Annotated in this window: 18 protein-coding genes; 5 read left to right on the top strand and 13 right to left on the bottom strand. The window is 53.7% G+C overall.

Annotated features, from left to right (window positions below; all coding sequences use genetic code 11):
- Nucleotides 1-137: 137 nt before the first annotated feature.
- Nucleotides 138-1,601 (bottom strand): cardiolipin synthase, encoded by a 1,464-nt coding sequence (gene cls / locus FD34_RS06320; protein ID WP_057807856.1) that lies wholly within the window; start codon nucleotides 1,599-1,601, stop codon nucleotides 138-140.
- Between the two features lie 122 nt (nucleotides 1,602-1,723).
- On the opposite strand from cls, the gene FD34_RS06315 reads away from it, so the two are divergent.
- Nucleotides 1,724-2,314 (top strand): GNAT family N-acetyltransferase, encoded by a 591-nt coding sequence (locus tag FD34_RS06315; RefSeq protein ID WP_057807854.1) that lies wholly within the window; start codon nucleotides 1,724-1,726, stop codon nucleotides 2,312-2,314.
- Between the two features lie 78 nt (nucleotides 2,315-2,392).
- Here the strand turns inward: FD34_RS06315 and FD34_RS06310 are convergent, their stop codons facing one another.
- Entirely contained in the window at nucleotides 2,393-4,588 is a 2,196-nt protein-coding gene (locus FD34_RS06310; protein WP_057807852.1) for an ATP-dependent Clp protease ATP-binding subunit, read from the bottom strand.
- 29 nt (nucleotides 4,589-4,617) lie between these two features.
- Nucleotides 4,618-4,902: a hypothetical protein gene (locus tag FD34_RS06305; RefSeq protein ID WP_057807850.1), complete on the bottom strand. Its 285-nt coding sequence runs from the start codon at nucleotides 4,900-4,902 to the stop codon at nucleotides 4,618-4,620.
- Nucleotides 4,903-5,361: 459 nt separating this feature from the next.
- Here FD34_RS06305 and FD34_RS06300 point away from each other — a divergent pair, with 459 nt between their 5' ends.
- The 4 genes from FD34_RS06300 (at nucleotide 5,362) to FD34_RS06285 (ending at nucleotide 9,483) form a co-directional block, all read left to right on the top strand.
- Nucleotides 5,362-6,546, top strand: a complete 1,185-nt coding sequence (locus tag FD34_RS06300; RefSeq protein ID WP_057807848.1) for an aminotransferase class I/II-fold pyridoxal phosphate-dependent enzyme — start codon at nucleotides 5,362-5,364, stop codon at nucleotides 6,544-6,546.
- A 2-nt stretch (nucleotides 6,547-6,548) separates the two neighbouring features.
- A complete protein-coding gene (locus FD34_RS06295; RefSeq protein WP_057807845.1) occupies nucleotides 6,549-7,544 on the top strand; it encodes a D-2-hydroxyacid dehydrogenase in 996 nt (331 codons plus the stop codon).
- A gap of 65 nt (nucleotides 7,545-7,609) precedes the next feature.
- Nucleotides 7,610-8,035, top strand: a complete 426-nt coding sequence (locus FD34_RS06290; protein ID WP_057807842.1) for an OsmC family protein — start codon at nucleotides 7,610-7,612, stop codon at nucleotides 8,033-8,035.
- A 224-nt stretch (nucleotides 8,036-8,259) separates the two neighbouring features.
- The gene (locus tag FD34_RS06285; protein ID WP_057807840.1) at nucleotides 8,260-9,483 is read left to right on the top strand and encodes an ammonium transporter; all 1,224 of its coding nucleotides are present in this window, start codon (nucleotides 8,260-8,262) and stop codon (nucleotides 9,481-9,483) included.
- A gap of 87 nt (nucleotides 9,484-9,570) precedes the next feature.
- On the opposite strand, the gene FD34_RS06280 is transcribed toward FD34_RS06285, so the two are convergent.
- From FD34_RS06280 to walK, 10 genes are all read right to left on the bottom strand, one after another.
- The gene (locus FD34_RS06280; RefSeq protein ID WP_057807838.1) at nucleotides 9,571-10,743 is read right to left on the bottom strand and encodes an iron-containing alcohol dehydrogenase; all 1,173 of its coding nucleotides are present in this window, start codon (nucleotides 10,741-10,743) and stop codon (nucleotides 9,571-9,573) included.
- 204 nt (nucleotides 10,744-10,947) lie between these two features.
- Complete coding sequence (locus FD34_RS06275; protein WP_057807837.1) at nucleotides 10,948-11,484, bottom strand: NADPH-dependent FMN reductase; 537 nt, start codon at nucleotides 11,482-11,484, stop codon at nucleotides 10,948-10,950.
- Between the two features lie 83 nt (nucleotides 11,485-11,567).
- Nucleotides 11,568-11,843, bottom strand: coding sequence for a hypothetical protein (locus FD34_RS06270; protein WP_057807835.1), 276 nt, complete (start codon nucleotides 11,841-11,843; stop codon nucleotides 11,568-11,570).
- Nucleotides 11,844-11,964: 121 nt separating this feature from the next.
- Nucleotides 11,965-12,444 carry a 23S rRNA (pseudouridine(1915)-N(3))-methyltransferase RlmH gene (gene rlmH / locus FD34_RS06265; RefSeq protein WP_057807833.1) on the bottom strand — a complete coding sequence of 160 codons (480 nt, stop codon included), beginning with the start codon at nucleotides 12,442-12,444 and terminating at the stop codon, nucleotides 11,965-11,967.
- 476 nt (nucleotides 12,445-12,920) lie between these two features.
- Nucleotides 12,921-13,418, bottom strand: coding sequence for a phosphatidylglycerophosphatase A family protein (locus FD34_RS06260; protein ID WP_057807831.1), 498 nt, complete (start codon nucleotides 13,416-13,418; stop codon nucleotides 12,921-12,923).
- An 84-nt stretch (nucleotides 13,419-13,502) separates the two neighbouring features.
- On the bottom strand, nucleotides 13,503-14,789 hold the full coding sequence (locus FD34_RS06255; protein ID WP_057807828.1) for a S1C family serine protease: 1,287 nt from the start codon (nucleotides 14,787-14,789) through the stop codon (nucleotides 13,503-13,505).
- Between the two features lie 83 nt (nucleotides 14,790-14,872).
- The gene (locus FD34_RS06250; RefSeq protein ID WP_057807826.1) at nucleotides 14,873-15,679 is read right to left on the bottom strand and encodes an MBL fold metallo-hydrolase; all 807 of its coding nucleotides are present in this window, start codon (nucleotides 15,677-15,679) and stop codon (nucleotides 14,873-14,875) included.
- Between the two features lie 15 nt (nucleotides 15,680-15,694).
- Nucleotides 15,695-16,534, bottom strand: coding sequence for a two-component system regulatory protein YycI (locus FD34_RS06245; protein WP_057807824.1), 840 nt, complete (start codon nucleotides 16,532-16,534; stop codon nucleotides 15,695-15,697).
- A 16-nt stretch (nucleotides 16,535-16,550) separates the two neighbouring features.
- The gene (locus FD34_RS06240; RefSeq protein WP_057807822.1) at nucleotides 16,551-17,849 is read right to left on the bottom strand and encodes a YycH family regulatory protein; all 1,299 of its coding nucleotides are present in this window, start codon (nucleotides 17,847-17,849) and stop codon (nucleotides 16,551-16,553) included.
- Nucleotides 17,827-19,698, bottom strand: coding sequence for a cell wall metabolism sensor histidine kinase WalK (gene walK, locus FD34_RS06235; RefSeq protein ID WP_057807820.1), 1,872 nt, complete (start codon nucleotides 19,696-19,698; stop codon nucleotides 17,827-17,829). Before walK ends, FD34_RS06240 begins: the two co-directional genes overlap by 23 nt.
- Between the last annotated feature and the right edge of the window lies 1 nt (nucleotide 19,699).

Raw genomic sequence — 19,699 nt, 5'->3', positions numbered from 1 at the left:
GTCGTAAGCGCGCCCTTAGCGTCTAGCGCAGCGCAGCAAGTCTATTTGACTACGAATGAAGGCCAACGCCTCCAGCGTCAACCTCCGCTCTAGGCTAGCCGTACAGGGCGCCGAGAAGCTTATTTCCCAGCCTCTTATTACAAGATTGGGGAAAGCAGACGGGAAAAGCGCTGCTTGAAGTGCAGCCAGTGAGACTGCTGGTCAAAGGATGCAGCCGTCTTCACCCGGCTGTTTCGAATGTCATTGACGAAGATCTGCTCCAACAGGTCGGTAGTGTCACTGTCGTAAATGAAGGCGTTAATCTCGAAGTTCAACTTGAAACTGCGGAAATCGAGGTTGGCCGAACCGACCGAGGCCATCTTACCGTCAATCATCATTGTCTTGGCGTGCAGGAAGCCCCGCTGGTAGGTGTAGATGGTAACTCCCTCACTGGTGAGAGCGTGGGCGTAGTACTCGGTTGCCCGGTAGACAAAGGGGTGGTCCGGCTTGCACGGGATCATGATCCGGACGTCAATTCCCGAGTGAGCGGCCACCCGCAAGGCGTCCAGGACACTGTCGTCGGGAATTAAGTAGGGGGTCTGGATCCAGATGTGGTCCTGGGCGGCGTTGATCAGCCGCAGGTAGCCCAGCTTGATCTTCTCCTGCTCGGATTCCGGACCGCTGGAGACCATCTGAAGAGCGGTACTGCCGTGCTTAACCTTGATCTCCGGGAAGTACTGCCGGTAGTGAGCCAGCTTCTCCTCAGACCGTACGGAGGCGTTCCAGTCACCGATGAACCGTCGCTGGAGGCCATAGACGCCCCCACCAACAACCCGCAGGTGGGTATCACGCCAGGGGCCAAACTTTGGCAATCGTCCCAGGTACTGGTCACCGATGTTGAAGCCGCCGACGTAGCCAACCTTACCGTCGATGACGACGATCTTCCGGTGGTCACGGTAGTTCAGCCGGAAGTCAAAGAGGTTGTTATGGGTCAACAGAAACTGGGTAGCGTACCCACCACGCTCCCGTAGCCCGTCGTAGAAACTCTGCCGAACGCCCATCGAACCCCAGGAATCGTAAAGGACCCGGACCTCGACCCCCTCGGCCGCCTTACGCTCTAAGAGGGTCCGAAGCCGGTTACCGATCTGGTCGTTGTAGATCGTGTAGAACTCGATGTGGATGCTCTCCTTGGCGGCAGCGATCTCGTCAAACATCCGGGCGAAAAGTTCCTGACCGGTCGTGTAGATTGTCACCTGGTTGTGCTGGCTGAGAAAGGAGTCGTCAAGGCTCTGGAAGAGCATCACCGTCCGTCGATAGATCTGGGTGGTAGTGTGCCGAGGTTTGGGCATGTTGATGAATTGTCGCTTCTGCCGGTCGATGGCCTCCTGGATCCGGAGCTGGGTCTGAGTCTTCATCAGGTTCAACCGCCGGTGGGGCAGCTTCCGGCCGAGGAAGGCATAGATGATGAAGCCGATGACCGGGATCAGGGTCAGAACCAACAACCAGGCCCAGGTTGCTGCGATGTCGCGTTTCTCACGGAAGACCGTGTAGATCGCCGCCACCTCATTGATCAAGACGATTGTCAGCAGAAACCATCGAATGATTGTCCACGTTAATGCCATCGGCACACCTCCTTAAAAAGTCATTATCACCATTTTAACGCACGGCCCCACAATCGAGTAGCGGCAAATATGCGAATTTGTGTTATGATATGCACAAATTTAAGCAGAAGGAAGTACCTACCATGTCACAAATCTACCTCCGTCAGGCCCAGTTGGCCGACCGGGATGCCATCATGAAGATCATCGACGAGGCCAAGGCTACCATGAAGCGGGCCGGCAGTCCCCAGTGGCAAGATGGCCACCCCAACGCCACCATGATCACTGAGGATATTTCCCGGGAAATTGGCTGGGTTCTCATGTTCAACCGGCAAATTGCCGGGTACGCGGCCATGCAGCTGACCCCCGAACCGACCTACCAGCACATCAGCAACGGGCAGTGGGCCCAGCCGGGTCAGCCCTACGCCACCTTCCACCGGGTCGCCATCAGTGACCGTTTCCGGGGCCAGCACCTCGGGCAGTTTCTGATCGCAAACCTCTTAACCCTGGGGATAGCCAAGGGATTGGTCAACTTCCGTCTGGACACCCACCCTGTTAACGACGCCATGCAGGGGTTGGCCAAGAGCTGTGGTTTCATCCAGCGCGGTAAAATCGAAGTCGACGACCAGCTCGACCCCCACCGCCTCGCCTTCGAACTCAACCTTAGCCAGCCGCGGGCCAAGCTAGGCCACGTCAGCAACGATTTCATGAAGCCCTTGCTCCACCATAATCAATAGACGCATAAAAGACCCGCTCGGGATTGCTCCCGGACGGGTCTTCATGTTTAATAGCAGCGGGCAGTGGGCCCCGCTGAATTACTTATCTTCTTTTTCGTCCTTGCTGTCAGCCTGGTCATCCTTGGCCGTGTATTCCTTACTGTCGTCCTTGGCAGCATCCTTGGCATCCACGATTACCAACTTGCCATCCTTCATCTCAGCAACTAAGTGCTTAGCATCGAGGTGATCAAGGTAGTAATCAGTGACCTTGTCACGGATCTCACGTTCGATGACCCGACGGAGTGGACGAGCACCCATGGCCTCGTCGTAACCTTCGTCAATCAGGAACTTCTTAGCGGTTGGTGTTACCTTGACGTCCATACCCTTCTTGGCCAGCGTCTTGTTGACATCAGCTAGCATCAGGTCAACGATCTTTTGCAGGTCTTCCTTAGTCAGGCTGTGGAATTCAACAATAGCGTTGAACCGGTTGAGGAATTCTGGACGGAAGTAATTGGTCAACTTCTTGATCAGGTCTTCCTCGTTCTCGTCATCGCCCAGCTTGATTGGTGCATCGTTGGAGTAACCGGCATTGGAAGTAGCGATGATGACCGTGTTCTTGAAGTCAATAGTGTTACCTTGACCGTCAGTCAAGCGACCATCATCGAGTACTTGCAGCAAGAGGGTGATAACTTGTGGGTTGGCCTTTTCAATTTCATCAAGCAGAATGATGGAGTATGGGTGACGACGAACCTTTTCTGTCAGGGTGTTGTTGTTGTCGTCATAGCCAACGTAACCAGCCGTCGTCCCAATCAGCTTGGAAACGGCAGTCCGGTCTGAGTATTCGGACATGTCCAACCGAATGATGTCGTTCTTGGAGCCGAACATGTCGAGAGCTAATTGCTTAGCCAGCTCGGTCTTACCAACCCCGGTAGGACCAACGAAGAGGAAGGAGCCAATTGGTTGATCACCTTCGTCAAAGCCAGCCCGGTTACGCCGGATGGCACGAGCAACAGCTTCAACGGCTTCGTCCTGGCCGATAACCTTGCCTTCAAGGCGCTTGTCCATGTCCTTGAGACGTTCAACATCGCTGGCCCCGATCTTGGATACCGGGATGCCAGTCATCTGTTCAACGGCATTAGCAATGTCTTCTGGAGTTGCCGTAACCTTTTCGTCCTCGGAATTCTGGCTGAGCTGCTTCTTGAGGTCAGCAATCTTGTCCTTAGCAGCTTGGGCAGCCTTGTAGTCTTCCTTGGCAGCGGCAGCCTTTTGGTTCTTTTCTTCCTTCTTGATTTCGGCTTCGATCTGCTTTGCATCGTGTGCTGGGTGCTTAGCAGCCAGGTGAGCGGCCGTCATGTCGATCAGGTCAATAGCCTTGTCAGGCAATGCCCGTTGTGGCATGTATTGAACGGAGTAATCGACCGCTGCCTGGAGAACGTCGTCAGGCAATTTGACGTTGTGGTGACGTTCGTACAAGTCCCGGATCCCCTTCAAGATGGCAACCGTATCGGCCTTGCTTGGGGCGTTAACCGTAACTGGGTTAAACCGCCGGGCCAGGGCAGCATCCTTCATGATGGTGTTCCGGTATTCATCTTGGGTCGTGGCACCAATCACCGTGATTTCACCACGGGACAGGGCTGGCTTGATGATATCAGCCATGCCCTTGGAGCCGCTGTCGGAACCGGTGGAGCCGGCACCGATGATCTGGTGAATTTCATCGAAGAAGAGGATGATGTTCCCCGCCTTCTTGACTTCATCGATCAGCTTTTGCATGTTTTCTTCGAAGCTGCCCCGGTATTGGGTACCAGCTTCCAGGCCGGAGATGTCAATACTGATGATTTCCTTATCCTTAATTGGTGCCGGAACGTCGCCGTGAACGATGGCTTGAGCCAATCCTTCGACAACAGCCGTCTTACCAACCCCGGCGTCACCAACCAGCACTGGGTTGTTCTTGGTCCGCCGGCTTAAGATTTCGGCAGTTTCTTGAATTTCCTTGTTCCGGCCGATTACGGGGTCAAGCTCACCTTGCCGGGCTTCTTCAGTCAAGTTCCGGCCGAGTTTATGGATAATACTCTCCTTACCTTCGTTTGGCTGTTGACCTGGCTGGCCAGCTTGTGGTGCTGCACCACCAGGTAATTGACCTGTCTGCCGGTATTGAGCAAACTCTTCTGGTGTAACTTCACGACCATTAATCATGTAGCGACGGTTCTCAGAGTTGTAACCGTTCACGCCACCCATTAATTGGTTGAAGATGTCATTCATATCGCTGTTAAATGGATCCATTGGATTTTGAGCCATTATGCAGTACCTCCCTATCTGTTTGATTTTCAAAATTTGTAGTCATAAATTAAAGGTTTAACGCCCTTTGGCTGCAACGACTCGCCACTGTCCCGCTCCAGATAGTGCGTTTCAAGTTCGCGAAGGACCTGCCACATTGCCTTGTGCTGGGCACGCGCCAATGCGTCAAGGTCACGCAAATTCAGCGATGTGGAACTTGACTGTGGTTTGTTAAAAGATTTGTGTAAAGTCGTGTAGCCATAGCCGGAGCGCTTCGACACCTGGTAAATGGTTAAGTTGTTAACCTCCAGATAGTGTTTAATATCGATCCGCATCGCTATTCACTTCCTTCACAATTATTATACCACATTTGTGTTATAGCACAAGCGTGATATACGAAAAATGTGAATTAATTTTTACTTATTTTTGGCTAGAGTCCACCATTAGGAGGACCGTGCCAGCTGGCGGTTTTACCCAATCTATAGATTTATTTTAATCTTTTTCTAATCTAACTATTGACTTTTATTAAAAAGTAATTAAAATAAGCCATAATCAGTTAATCAAAAGGAGGAGCCAATGATGAATAACGCGCTGCACCAACTGAAGCAAGCGTATGACTTCTGGTTTAGCGACAACTTGTCCGCTAGCCAGCAGTGATTTTGTCATTGTGCTTTCCGGATAAGCCCCAAGTATCCGGAAACCTTCTTTATATACTCATTCCAATCTGATGAAGGGTCCGGATACTGAAGCATTTCAGTGTCGGGGCCCTTTTTCATCTAAGGAGGATGATCTTTATGCCAACTGTTAAGCCCGCCATTATGAACAATCTCAACAAGAACTTCGCCCGCCTCAAACCGGTCGGTATCCGTGAATTCGACTACCAGGCTAGTGCAATTCCCGGCATCATCAAGCTGACCCTGGGTGAACCCGACTTCAACGTTCCCGACGCCATGAAGGAAGCCGCCATTAATAGTATCAAGGACAACGACTCCCACTACGCCCCCGGGAACGGAACGGCCGCATTGCGCAAAGCCATCGCCCACTTCATGGCGGACCGCTACGGACTAAACTACGATCCGGCTAGTGAGATCGCCGTTACCATCGGGGCCACCGAAGGGATCTACGCCTCCCTAGCCACAGTCACCAACCCCGGCGATGAGGTCCTGATCGCCACGCCGACCTTCCCCCTGTACGGTGCCATCACCACCCTGCTCGGTAGCAGCCCAGTCGAGATCAACACCTGTGACGACGGCTTTGTCCTGACCCCGGTACGACTCAAGCAGGCCCTGGCCGACCACCCACACGCCAAGGCGCTGGTCTTAAACTACCCATCCAACCCGACCGGTGTCACCTACACCCGTGACCAGGTCAAGGCCTTAGCCGGAGCGGTCAAGGATACCAACCTGATCGTCATCGCGGATGAAATTTACGCCGAGCTGGTCTACAACGACCAGCACACCTCAATTGCCGAGTTCATCCCCGGCCAGACTCTCGTCCTGAATGGGGCCTCCAAGTCCCACGCCATGACCGGCTACCGAATCGGCTTCATCACCGGCCCAAAGGAACTGATGGGTCCAGTTAGCGCCACCCACGCCATGATGGTCACCGCGGCTTCCGATCCGGCGATGGCCGCCGCCACGGCCGCCTTTGCCACGGACGAGGGCAAGCAGGCTACCCAAAAGATGAAGGCCGCCTACCAAAAGCGGCGGGACTTCCTCGTCGCCGCCCTCCGCAAGCTCGGCTTTGAAATCACCACCCCTAACGGCGCCTTCTACATCTTCGCCAAGCTGCCGGCCAAGTTCGGTGAAGATGACGTCAAGTTTGCCACCGACCTGGCCCAAAATGGCAAGGTCGCCGTCATCCCCGGCTCCTACTTCGGTGCCGGCGGTCAAGGCCACCTGCGGATTAGTTACGCCACCAGCCTTGATAACATCAAGGCTGCCGTGGAACGCATCAAGCACTTTGTAGAGGAGGACTAAGCATGACCAAGATTTTAATGACCAGCGTTCGAGACGACGAGCAGCCCGCCATCCAGGAGTTTGCCAAGAAACACAATGTCGAGATCGTTACCAGCCCCAAGTTGATCGATGACGCCGTTGACCTAACCGCCGACGTGGACGGGCTAGTGATCCAGCAGCGCAGCAAGATGGCCCCCAACGTCTACGCCAAGCTGAAGGCCAACGGGATCAAGCAGATTGCGACCCGGACGGCCGGCTTTGACATGGTCGACCTGCAGGCGGCCAAGGAGAACGGCCTGGTGGTCACCAACGTCCCAGCCTACTCACCTCGCAGTGTTGCCGAGCACGCCCTGATGCAAATCTTCCGACTCCTGCGTAAGTCCTACCGTTTTGACCACCAGGTTGCCAATAACGACTACCGCTGGTTCAGTGACGAGCAGGCCCTCGAGATCCACACCGCCACCATTGGGATCATCGGGGTCGGCCGGATCGGGGGCACCCTCGCTAAGCTCCTCAACGCCCTGGGCGCCACCGTCCTCGGCTTCGATACCAATCCCCGTGACGAGATGAAGGACATCGTGGAATACACCAGCAAGGAGGACCTCCTCAAGTGCGCCGACGTGGTCAGTCTCCACGTCGACCTCAACCCGACCTCAGAGGGCCTGCTGACCGCCAAGGGCTTTGCCATGATGAAGCCAACGGCCGGCCTGGTCAACGCCAGCCGGGGGCCGGTCGTCAACACCGCCGACCTGATCGCGGCCTTGAAGGACGGGACGATCGCCGCGGCCGCCCTCGACACGGTTGAGGGTGAGGGCCCGGTTTTCCAGACCGACCGCAGTGAGAAGGGACTGGCGGACGAACCACAGATCCAGGAGCTCCACGACCTGGACAACGTCATCCTGACTCCCCACATCGCCTTCTTCACCAACCTGGCGGTCAAGAACATGGTTGACTTCGCCCTCAACAACGTCCTATTGATCCTAGACGGTAAGGAATCCCCACACACCGTCACAGCCTAGGCAATAAAATTGACGCCCCTGTCGCCCTCAAGTACACTAGGGAAAAAGCAAGGGAGCGTTTCCACATGAGCACTTATAAAGTCAAAGCAACAAAGACGTCAACGGGGATGCAGGTCTCCGCGGGGACCCGCGGCTTTGAGGTGACCTTTGACGAGCCCGGCAGCACCAACACGGGGATGAACCCGGTGGAGATCCTGCTTGCCTCATTTGGGGCCTGCCAGGCCATCACTGCCACAGAACTGGCCCGTAAGCGTAACTTCGATCTCAGCGCCTTCTGGATCGAAGTCGAGGGTGACCTGGGCCGGGAAGACGTGACCGCGGATGACAACCGCTACAAGTTCACCGAAATCCGCTACCAACCGCACGTTCGCAGCGATGAATCTGACGAGGATATCAAGCAATTCTTAGCTGATGTCGCTCGTAAATGTCCGGTCGAAAACACCCTGGCCTTCGGAACCAAGTTCGTTCCGGACGGCTTCGTTAAGGAATAAGATATAAAGAAACGAGTCTCAAGGATTCAATCCCCTTGAGACTTGTTTTTTACTGCACGATCTTTCTTTTCTTAATCAAATGGATTATCTGGCTTTATTTATGTTTGTCGGCCCTAGTTATTTCGTTAGGATTAACACCATTAAATCTTTCATATTGATATTTAATCATTCCTCATGTATATTATACGTCATTAAATTAAAAATTAATGAGGAGATGAATAATTATGAGTACGGTCAACACATTATTTGTCATGGTTGCTAGCGTCCTGGTCTTCTTCATGACTCCAGGACTTGCCTTTTTCTACGGCGGGATGGTGGCACGCCGCAATACGGTCAACACCCTCCTGTCGGTCTTCTATATCTGTGGTCTGGCCATCATTCTCTGGGTGGCAGTCGGCTACTCCCTCTCCTTCAGTGGCAACGTTGCCGGGCTCGTCGGCAATCTCAGGGTGGTGATGTTCAACCACGTCCCACTCGACCAACTGACGGCCACCAAGATTCCCCTCGGTATCTACGCGCTCTTCCAAATGATGTTTGCCATCATCACCCCGGCCCTGTTTGTCGGGGCGATCGTCGGCCGGGTCCGCTTCAAATTTCTGACCTGGTTCATCATTTGCTGGTCAATCCTTGTCTACTATCCACTTGTCCACCTGGTCTGGGGTGGTGGAATCCTATGCAAACTCGGGGCTCTCGACTTTGCCGGGGGGACAGTTGTTCACATTAACGCTGGGGTCACCGCCCTGGCGCTATCCCTCTGGGTGGGCCCCCGCCACGACCTGAACGATGAGCCCGCCAACCGATCATGGGTCCTCCTGGGCACGGCGATTCTCTGGATCGGTTGGTACGGTTTCAACGCCGGGTCAGCACTGGCCATTGACGATGTTGCCGTCCAGGCAATGCTGACGACCACCGTGGCTACCGCAGCGTCCATGGTTGCTTGGCAGCTGCTCGAGTCCTGGCAGACCAAACACACTACCCTGGTTGGTACCTGCACGGGCGCCCTCTGCGGCCTGGTCGCCATCACCCCGGCTGCCGGCTACGTCTCGATCAATGCCGCCCTCTGGATTGGTATTATCGCGACGGTCTGCAGTTTCTATTTCATCACCGCCATCAAGCCCTACCTTCACCCTCTCGACGATACCCTGGACGCGTTTGGCTGTCACGGGATCAGCGGGATCTGGGGAAGCATCGCTACTGGCCTGTTTGCCTCCCACCACATCAACCCACAGGTGGTCAGTGACGGCCTGCTCGTCGGCGGTGGCTGGCACCTTTTTAGCATTCAGCTGCTGGCCACGGCAGTTACCATCGTGATTGCCTTTGCCTTCAGCACCATCATCATCAAGGTTCTGGGGATGTTCATGACCATCCGGGTTTCGGAAAATGCGGAAGCTAAGGGTCTCGACCTCAGTGAACACGGCGAAACAATCGGCACACTAGGCATCAGATAAATGAACACAAAAACACCTACAGGTGAGATTTTCACCTGCGGGTGTTTTTTCGTACTTAATTAATTAGTGCCCACACAAGCTAACTAGTTAGTAGATGCCATCATAAGCCTTTTGGTAAAGGTCGATGATTTCTTGCTTAGTACCCTTACGAGGGTTGGAGAAGGCGTTCCCATCCTTGAGAGCATTTTCAGCCATCAACGGGAAGTCTTCTGGCTTAGCACCGATTTCCTTGATGGATGCTGGGATACCAACAGCCTTGCACATCTCACGCATCCCGTCGATGGACTTTTGAGCGGCTTGCATGGTAGTCAGACCAGTGGTGTCGTAGCCCATAATTTCAGCCAGTTGAGCGAACCGGTCTGGGCAAGCGATCAGGTTGTACTCTTCAACCGTAGTCAGCAGCAATGCACAGCAAACACCGTGTGGGGCGTCGTATTGACCACCAAGTTGGTGAGCCATGGCGTGAACGTAACCCAGGTTGGCGTTGTTGAAGGCCATCCCGGCCAGCATTTCAGCTTCAACCATCTTGGTCCGAGCCTCGACGTTTTGGCCGTTGGCAACGGCTTCTGGCAATGCTTCTTGGATCAGCTGGATTGCTTCCTTACATTGACTGTCCGTGATTGGGTTGTGGTCAACGGAAACGTATGGTTCGATGGCCTGAACGAAGGCGTCACAACCGGTAGCAGCCGTAACTGATTGTGGAACACCGAGCATCAGCATTGGATCGTTGAAGGATACCAATGGAATGTTACGCCAAGAAACAACCACAAACTTCAGGTGGTCTTCCTCGTTGGTGATAACCGCGTGACGGGTCAATTCAGAACCAGTCCCGGCAGTCGTGTTAACAGCCATCAGAGGTGGCAGCGGGTTGTCCAGGGTTTCGATCCCGGCCAGCTTGGTGATGTCGTCACCGTTGGTCAGAATGATCCCGATTCCCTTACCACAGTCGTGAGCAGAGCCCCCACCAACGGTGATGATGGAGTCACAGTGCTCTTCTTCGTACATCTTCTTACCAGCCTTGATGTTACGAATCTTTGGGTTTGGTTCAACACCGATGAAGATGGCGTAGTCAACGCCAGCCTTCTTCAGGGAATCAATAGTTTGAACAACGGGGCCATTTTCGATCTTTTCCAAGCTTTCTTGGGTAACGACCAGTGGCTTGTGCATATGCAACATCTTGGCACGGTCACCGATCTTGGCGATAACGCCAGGGCCAAAGAAGTTAACGCTTGGCATTAAGAAATCAAATTGTCTATTCATAATATAATAGCCTCCTCATGGCATTTGAATACGTTTCCATAATTGCATAGATTTTCGACGATTTCAAGGAAAAATAGCCATTTATGTGTAATAATGAACAATTTCTAACAATTGTTTCACCTTTACCATCATTTAGCGTTTTCTCGTAATACGGCCCACAAAAAAACGGCCACCACTTTCTGGTGATCGTTGAACATTACACAATTAACCGAGCCGGTGTTCAAACTCTTGACGAAGCAGGCCGGCCTCCCAATCGTGGGTATGGAGGAGCCGATCAGCAGTGGCGCTAGAATCACCCGGCATCAAGCTGATCTGCAAGTTGACCGCCATCTGGGTCATCTTCAATCCGGCGACGACTAAGCGCATCGCCAGCTGGGCCTGACTGCCGCCGTGCCCGCCGAAGGTTACTAGGCTGACCGGCTTCCCCTGCCATTCCTTGCCCAGGTAGTCGAGGGCATTCTTCAGGACGGCCGGGTAACCCCAGTTGTACTGCGGAAAAACAAAAACGAAGCCGTCATACTGGCTGACCAGGTCACTCCACGCCCGGGTCTTGGCGTGGGTGTACAGGCCGGTAAATGGAAGCTTCGGTTCATCCATCATCGGCAAGTCCACCTTCTTCAAGTCAACCACGTCAAATTGCACCCGGCTACTCTGCTGCAGCTGGACCTTTAACCACGCGGCCACCTGGCTGCTCCGCCGGTTGGGGCGGACACTACCGATAATAATTGCGACTTTTTTCATTTCCGAGGACCTCCTCAAATTCTTAACTAACTTTATTTTAGTTAGTCCTGCTAAAAAGGGCCAGCGATATGCTAGCCGGTACGTTAGATAATCCTCGTAATTGTCGGTCGCCGGGACGGGGTAGCCGCCATGATCCGTGGCTGCCACCAGTGACGAAGCAGGCGGGCCCGAAACTGGGGCTTACGCTGCCGGGATTCTGGCCGCTTTTCCGTCGGCTGGGTTGCCTCAAAGGCAGTGATCACTAGCGAATCTGGCATGGCCAGCTCATGTTCGGCCGCCTGGGCCCGGTACGCGCAGATCAATAATCCGGCCACCACCAGGCAGAATAATAACAGTCGTTTCAAGCTGTCGGTGTCCATTGAAGTAAGATATCAACTCCCTGTTTAAATAATCTGGTCCCATTCTACCAGGCCGGATGAACCGGGAATAGCTCTGGAAACAACTATTAAATAGATTTTACGTTCCCTTATGATTCCTTAATCATTTATGGTAGGGCAGGCCATTAATAATCGTAAATGCCCGGTAGACCTGTTCAGTTAGGACCAGCCGCATCAGCTGGTGAGGCAGGGTGAAACGACCGAAGGAAATCTGGGTGTCAGCCCGCTTTAACACCTCCGGACTCAGCCCCAGGGAGCCACCGATGACGAAGGTAATGTCACTGTGGCCGTAAGTGGTCAGCCGGTTGATCTCCTTGGCAAGCTCCTCCGAGCTGCGTTCTTTTCCCTTGATTGCCAGGGCGTAGACATACTCACGATCCTTGATCTTTGCCAGGATCCGTTCCCCTTCCTTGGCCATCACCTCGTCCATCTCGGCTTGACTCAAGGATTCCGGCGCTTTCTCATCCGGCACCTCGACGATCTGGAACTTACAAAACCGACCCAGTCGCTTGGCATACTCGGCGATTCCGGCTTTAAAGTACTTTTCCTTCAGCTTCCCAACACCAATAATCTTAATATTCACAATTTTCCACCGCTTTCCACAAATTATCCACACACTTATCCACAGGTGCATAAGTCAATTTTCGGATCTCCCGAATGTTCGGCCCATTTTTAACCAGTAAAGCCCTTTCGCCGCAAATACTTATCCACAGTTATCCACAAAAACGGCTGTTCGGTCTATGCCACCACAAAACCAAGTGCAGCAAGGAATTCAGCGTCTACATTTCCATGAACATCCACTTATCAACACCAGTCACCGTTCCCTGTGGATAACTTTTCAACCGCCGCAAATGCCGTCATTTCAGGAATTAAGAATTTATAAAGATCACACCCAGACTTTTCCACGGATTTATCCACAACTCATTTTTATCTCATCTGGCTATTAATTTTCGGCCTAAAATACCACGGAATGTGCAAATTACGCAACTAACCGTGGCTTAATAAACTTTTACGTCATTCATTCAACAAATTGTTCGGCTATTTACCAAATCACTCTTTTTAAGCGTACTTATGGGCGATCTTCCCACAGGCCGCAGCGACGATTGCCGCCAGCAGATCATCAATAAAGGTGTTGACGTGGCGGTCATCCTGGTCAAACTTAGCCATGATCCCCTTCTTCACCCGGTCGAAGTAGCCAAAGTTAGTCGTCCCAATCGTCCCGTAGATGTTAGCGATCTGTAGGGCCAGGGTCTCATCGACGCCAAAGACACCGACGTCATTCTTGATGATGCTGGAGAGCGGCTCGGCCACCTCCCCAGCCTCGGTCAGCCGGTCGAGTTCCAACATCACCATGGCGTTATTCAGGAGCTCCCGCTTGTGCATGGCATCGGTCAAATACTCCCGGCAGCGATCCATCGTTAAGGCGGGTGCAAAATCCTTCTGGGTCTGGTAGATCACATCGACCAGGTCCTCCAGCTCAACGCCACGTTCCTGAAGACGATTGACCACGAAGTTATAGGCCCGGGTGTCCGGGTACTTGAAGTTACGATTATTCATTCTTAAATCCCCCTGTTTTTAGTCATTAGTTGAATTTTAGCATGAAAAAAGGATTGCGACCGATTGTGCGCAATCCTTTTGTGCTTATTGACCGTCATCCTGCTGGGTAGATTGACTATTATTATCGCTGGCGACCTTAGTCAAGTGGACGGTGCTGGTCTGTTGCTTACCATTCCGGTAGTAGGTGATCTTGGCACTGTCACCGACCTTGTACTTGTAGAGGGCCGCCTTCAGGGTATTGGTGTTCGTCACCTTGGTGTTACCCAGCTGGGTAATCACGTCGTACTGCTTGAGACCCGCGTTAGCAGCGGCGGAGCCATCAGCGACCTGCATGATGACAACTCCCTTGCTGACGCTGCTTGGCAGCTTGAGGACCGACTGCTGCTGGTCGGTGGTGACGTTGCTCAGGTCAACCATCCCGATGCCCAGGGCTGGCCGTTCGATCTTACCGTTCTTGATCAGCTGGTTGATGATCGAAACAACCTCATTACTTGGGATCGCAAAACCCATCCCCTCAATCGAGGACCCCTCGTTATCAGAGGAGAGCTTCATCGAATTGATCCCAATTACCTGGCCGGCCATGTTGATCAGCGGACCACCAGAGTTCCTAGAATTGATGGCGGCGTCTGTCTGGATGACCGAGGTCAGGGTGCCATCGGTTCCTGCCTTCAGGGTCCGGTTCTTGGCGGAAACGATCCCCTTGGTGACGGTGTTAGCGTACTCACTGCCCATTGGCGATCCAATGGCCAGAACGTCCTGCCCAGCCGCAATCGAGTTGGAGTTCCCGAACTGGGCCACGGTGGTGACGTTGGCGGCATTAATCTTCAGAACAGCTAGGTCGGTCGCCGCATCCGTCCCAACCAGGTCGGCATCAACCTTCTTACCGTTGCTCAAAATCACCTGCAGGGCGTTGGATCCCTTGACCACGTGGTTATTGGTGACGATATAGGCAGTCTTGCCATCCTTCTTATAGATTACCCCAGACCCCTCACTAGCAGTCTGCAGCTTGCCACTGTTACTGGAGTTTGACGAATTGCCACCATTGGAATAGAGGCCAAAGATCCCCAGGGTGCCGTTTCCCTGCTGGACCTTCTGCTTATTGATGACACTGACGACCGCCCCCTGGACGGAATCGTAGGCCTTGGTAGCTTTCCCGTTCAGGTCAGCCTTATTCTTGTTGACCTGGGTACCACCCGACTTATTGGAGCCACTCGGTACCCGGGTACTGGCGACCTCTTCATGGTGCTGAACGGCATTACCAACGCTGAAGGCAACGCCACCCCCAATCAATCCGGCAACCAGGCCGATCCCAGCAACTTTGGCCCAGAAGCGGTTAGTCCGTCTTGGTGATCGTTGGTTATCATTATTCATTACTATCCCTCCGTATCATTTTTCTTCACCATACCGATTAATTATGAAGAATTGATGAAGTAATCCTTAATTTTCCAGACACTTTATAACGTTAGTAGTTGACTCGGTGTTGAAGGCTCAGCATCAGCCAGCTTAAAGTCATGGTCGACCCCAAAGTCGTGTTGCTCCATCATGCTGGCGACGGTCAGGTGGGCCAGGGAGCGCATGTTATTGTGCTGGCTGCGGTGGCCGAGGAAAATCTCCTTGGTTCGCGGCCCGATGACGTCCATCAACGCATTGGCCCCCTCCTCGTTGGAGAGGTGACCGGTATCCCCCAAGATTCGCTGCTTAAGCGGCCAGGAATAGGGCCCCATCCGCAGCATCTCCGTATCGTGATTGCACTCCATCAGATAAGCGTCGGCGTTTCTGATGGTTCCGGCCACCCGGTCCGAGACGTAGCCGGTGTCGGTCAGAATGCAAAAGGTCTTATTATCATGGTGGACCTGATAAAACTGGGGTTCTGCCGCATCATGTGACACCGCAAAGCTCTCGATTTCCATGTCGCCCAGGTCGGCCACGTGGTTCGGCGCCAGCACGTGTTTCTGGTCCAGGGGAATCTTACCAACCCGCTTGGCCATCGCCTGCCAGGTCCCCGCGTTGGCGTAGACGTCCATCCCGTAGCGCCGGGCCAGGACCCCGACCCCATGGCTGTGGTCACTGTGTTCATGGGTCACGAAGATCGCCTCAACGTCCTTCAGTGACCGGTCGATCTTGGTCATCAGATTCTCGATCCGCTTACCACTCAACCCGGCATCAATCAGGATCCGGTGGTGGGCAGTCTCCAGATAGGTCACGTTGCCCGTGCTCCCACTGGCTAGAATACTGTATCGCAAAAAGTCTTTTTCACTCACGTCAGAATGCTCTCCTTATTTTCCTAATGAACTTGTGTTAACGCTACTGGGCGTACTCCGCATAATCGTACTGTTGAAGGCGTTGACCCGCAGCTGCTGAACCGTGTCGTCATTCTTGGTCCGCACCTCGATGATCCAGGTCGGTACGTAGACCGCCTGATTGTGGCTGCTGGTGTTAAGAAGCTTGGTGTACGCTAACTCCGCCCACCTGACCTGGGAGTTATTAGGGATCAAGTTGTGCTTGTACAACCAGGTCACCGCGTGCCGCTGACTGATCGTGTCCGCCTTAGGCCGTAGGATCCGGGCCCCTGCTAGGTAGGTTTGGGTATAGCCGAGAACCTCATGATTGCTGTTGACCCGAAAACGGATCTGACCATCGGGTGACTTCAAGTCCCGGTCCGCCAGTTGTTGGGTGTAGACGACCGTGCGCCGGTCGGACAGCTGAGCGTCGTACTTGTAATGACTCCCCAGGGCGATCGAATGGTCGTCGTTGACCAGGCGATTCAGTCGCTTGTCCGGGTGCTTGGGGTCGACCTTGACCCCGGTCTCGAGGTCACTGGCCAGTTCATCGGTGTTAAAGTGGTAACTTTGGTCCCGCAACTTGTCGGCCTGCTGCCCCAGCTCACCGTTTTTCCCCGACCGCGTCCCGGCAATGTAGTAGCCGCTCTGGGCATGGTTAGACAGGGGAACACTGGTGATCTCATCGGCGCGCATCTCCTTTAGGATGACCTCCTGGCGGTTAGGCGCATTGCTGGTGATCGTGAACCGGTTCTGCAGGAAGAGGCTTCCGGCAACAATCAGGTCAAAGAGGAGGAAGGCAAATAAGAAGATCCATTGGATTCGTTTGAAATTCATTTTTTGACTTCCCTCCTTACTTCAGCAACTCCGTGTAATCAACCCAGCGGTGGTGATACTTTACAAAGTAGGTTGGCACAAGCTTAACCACCTTACTGTCCTGAGAGTTGCCCTTCCAGAGGTAGCCAACCCGCAGATCGGTAATGTCTTTAAATTGGTTGCTGGCGTGCAATTCATTGAGAACGCTGGTGGTTGATGGCAGCTTGACATCCTGGTCACCGCTGAGCGGCAGCGGGACCTGAACCGTGTAGAGGCTCATCCAGTAACGCTCAACCCCACTTTGACTTGCTTGGAGCTTGGCCCCGCCATAGCCGTCCGTGTTGATGATCGGGAAGCCCTCGACATAGGTCCGGTAGATGAAAGTCCGGTTATGATCCTTGGCCTGGTCAAAACGAATGTTATCCAGGGGCATCCCCGTCTTCACCAGGATGTTGTAGAAGTGCGCGTAGAGTTGGCCCGTGGCCACCACATTAGAATTACCAATATCGTTCTCGTAATCAACCGTGCCGTTGGTATGGTCGTAAATCAGATGCCGGTTGGTACCGTCCGTATAGACCGTCTTGTCGCTATCCTCATGAGAGGTCACGCTGGTATGGCGGTTGGTGCTCAGCAGGTTGGTGCTGAGGTTGTTGATCCGCTGATCGCTGACCTGGTACGCCAGCTTTGGGAGGGTAAAGCCGTGCGGGTACACCATCATGGCGTTGCCCTTGATGATCTTATGGTCAACTGGGATCGGCCGGACATGGCGCCCGATCTTGGGGAGCTTAGCGAAATCGCCCTTATTGACCTGAACCCGGTAGACCTCATAGTGATAGTCACGTAGCAGGTAGATCTCGTGGGTCCCGTTGAGCGGAATCACGATGTGGTTGATCCCCTTGACCCGGTTAGTATCGATCGACTGGTCGAAGGTCTCATTAAAAACTTCCCCCGTGACGTTATCTGGGTAGCTAAGCATCAACGAATGGCGGTTGCGCAGGTAGCTCAGGTAGACGTCACAGTTATTGGTCTTGACTTCGCTGGTCCGGCCAAGCTTCCAGTCACACAGGTTCCGCTGGACGTCGTTGATCAGGTTGGCGCGCTGGCTGTAAAGAAGGTTTTGTTGACCATCCTTACCGGTCCGCACGATGGTCGTCGGCAGGTAGACATCCCCCATCGACTGGGTGGTGAACTGCTGGGACGAGCTGGTGCTGTTCTCCCGGTGGGGTCGCTCATATTGAAAGGGGTTGGTCCAGATGATTCCCGACAGGATAAAGCTGACTAGGACCACTAGGGTTAGGGCAATCGTCAGCCAATTACTTTTCAGCTTCTTGATCATCCCAGTCATCCTCCTCTTCATATGGTACGTACGGCAATGAGATATAGAATGTCGAGCCGTGGCCTTCGACACTGTCAACCCAGATCTGGCCACCCAGCATGTTGATGACCTCTTTGGAAATGGCGAGGCCCAGGCCGGTCCCACCCTGCTTCCGACTCCGGGCCTTGTCAACCCGGAAGAAACGGTCGAAGATCCGGCCGAGGTCCTTACGCGGAATCCCCAGGCCCTGGTCAGAGATGCTCATGATGACGTGGTTGTGGGTCTCCAGCAGGCGAACCGTGATGATCCCCCCATCCGGCGAATACTTGATCGCGTTATTCATGATGTTATCGATCACCTGGGTGAACTTGTCGGTATCAATCTCCACCCAGAGGTCCTTTTTGGTGAAGTGGCGCTCGATCTTATACTTCTTCTTACTAGAATCAGATTCCTCGTTCTTAATGATCATGTCGAACCGGTTCAGGATGTAGTTGAGCAGTTCCTTGATATTGACGTACTCCGGGTTGAGCTTGGTCGTTCCGGCGTCCATCCGTGACAGGCTCAGTAAGTCGTTGATCATCCTGATCATCCGGTCCGTCTCGCCCTGAATGACGTTTAGAAACTTCGGCGCCACCTCTTTATCCTGCCAGGCCCCGTCGCTTAAGGCCTCAACGTAGCTATGAACACTGGTCAGCGGCGTCCGGAGCTCATGGGAGACGTTGGAGACGAACTGCTTCCGCTCCCGCTCCTCCTTCTGTTGACTCGTCACGTCATGCAAGACACAGACAAGCCCACTGACGAAGCCGGATTCCCGCTGAATCGGTGAGAAGTAGGCGTTTAGGATCAGGTTATTACCATCGTTGGACATATCAATGATCATCTCACGCTGGTCGGCATTGACCAACTGCCGGACCGTGTAGTCATGGCGGATATCGAGGACGTCAATGATCGATTTACCAATCAGGTCATCCTCATGATCAACACCCAGCAGCTGGAGGGCCATGTTGTTGACGATCGTCACGTTACCACGACGGTCAGTCGCCAGCACCCCGTCAGACATGTGAGAGAGGACGCTGTCCAGTCGACGCCGCTCAGAATCCGTCGACGCCTGGGCCTCCTCCACCCGTACGGAGAGGTTGTTGACGGCCCCGGCCAGCTGACCGAGTTCGTCGTTTCCCATCACCCGGACCTGACCGGAGAAGTCTCCCCGGGCAATCCGCAACGTCTGCTTTCGCATCTCCTCGATCGGCCGGGTTATTTCCTGGGAAATAAGGATTGCCAGGAAGAGGCCGATTGCGATGGTGACTAGGGCCGCCGAGAGGTAGATCAGGGTAATACTATTGATGCTGGCGTAGACCGACTCCAGGCTGGCCCGCAGGTAAACCGCCCCGATGACGTTGTTGTTACTGTTATCGACCACGGGAATCACATTGACGTAGTAGCGGTTGTGGTTTCCGTTATCATAGACGTTCTCCGAGTGCGATCGGTTGTTCAGCAGGGTCGCCTTGACAATCTGGTCGGTGGTCTTCTGGCCGACCGTGCCCCGGTTGTCGGAATCGCTGGTCCCCCGGATGATTCCCTTGTTGTCAATCACCCGGATCTCTGAGATGTTATTGTTATTGACCTCGGACAGGATCTGCCGGATCTGATGGTTGGCCTTCCTGGTGTTGGACCGGGCCAGTTGCTCGCTCAGGGAGTTGTCAACGTAGGACGGCAATTCAATCGACTGCTTGAAGGTGTTCAGGTTTTGATGCTCCAATTGACGCACAAAAACCGCCCCGACGCATTCTAACGTCAGCATCAGCATCAACGCAAATACGAGGGCGATTTTAAAACGAATCGACTGGTAAAATTTTAACTTGCTGTTCACA

The organism is Limosilactobacillus pontis DSM 8475, from assembly GCF_001435345.1.
GTDB classification, from domain to species: Bacteria; Bacillota; Bacilli; order Lactobacillales; family Lactobacillaceae; genus Limosilactobacillus; species Limosilactobacillus pontis.
The sequence above is the reverse complement of the archived record's forward strand: the minus strand, read 5'-3'. Positions and strand labels throughout refer to the sequence as shown.

What these genes read in the sequence shown, in the direction of transcription:
- FD34_RS06295 (WP_057807845.1), top strand. Translation starts at nt 6,549, where the DNA reads ATGACCAAGATTTTAATGACCAGCGTTCGAGACGACGAGCAGCCCGCC.
- FD34_RS06305 (WP_057807850.1), bottom strand. Translation starts at nt 4,902, where the DNA reads ATGCGGATCGATATTAAACACTATCTGGAGGTTAACAACTTAACCATT.
- FD34_RS06245 (WP_057807824.1), bottom strand. Translation starts at nt 16,534, where the DNA reads ATGAATTTCAAACGAATCCAATGGATCTTCTTATTTGCCTTCCTCCTC.
- FD34_RS06260 (WP_057807831.1), bottom strand. Translation starts at nt 13,418, where the DNA reads ATGAATAATCGTAACTTCAAGTACCCGGACACCCGGGCCTATAACTTC.
- FD34_RS06285 (WP_057807840.1), top strand. Translation starts at nt 8,260, where the DNA reads ATGAGTACGGTCAACACATTATTTGTCATGGTTGCTAGCGTCCTGGTC.
- FD34_RS06255 (WP_057807828.1), bottom strand. Translation starts at nt 14,789, where the DNA reads ATGAATAATGATAACCAACGATCACCAAGACGGACTAACCGCTTCTGG.
- FD34_RS06300 (WP_057807848.1), top strand. Translation starts at nt 5,362, where the DNA reads ATGCCAACTGTTAAGCCCGCCATTATGAACAATCTCAACAAGAACTTC.
- FD34_RS06310 (WP_057807852.1), bottom strand. Translation starts at nt 4,588, where the DNA reads ATGGCTCAAAATCCAATGGATCCATTTAACAGCGATATGAATGACATC.
- FD34_RS06240 (WP_057807822.1), bottom strand. Translation starts at nt 17,849, where the DNA reads ATGATCAAGAAGCTGAAAAGTAATTGGCTGACGATTGCCCTAACCCTA.
- FD34_RS06280 (WP_057807838.1), bottom strand. Translation starts at nt 10,743, where the DNA reads ATGAATAGACAATTTGATTTCTTAATGCCAAGCGTTAACTTCTTTGGC.
- FD34_RS06315 (WP_057807854.1), top strand. Translation starts at nt 1,724, where the DNA reads ATGTCACAAATCTACCTCCGTCAGGCCCAGTTGGCCGACCGGGATGCC.
- FD34_RS06270 (WP_057807835.1), bottom strand. Translation starts at nt 11,843, where the DNA reads ATGGACACCGACAGCTTGAAACGACTGTTATTATTCTGCCTGGTGGTG.
- FD34_RS06290 (WP_057807842.1), top strand. Translation starts at nt 7,610, where the DNA reads ATGAGCACTTATAAAGTCAAAGCAACAAAGACGTCAACGGGGATGCAG.
- cls (WP_057807856.1), bottom strand. Translation starts at nt 1,601, where the DNA reads ATGGCATTAACGTGGACAATCATTCGATGGTTTCTGCTGACAATCGTC.
- FD34_RS06275 (WP_057807837.1), bottom strand. Translation starts at nt 11,484, where the DNA reads ATGAAAAAAGTCGCAATTATTATCGGTAGTGTCCGCCCCAACCGGCGG.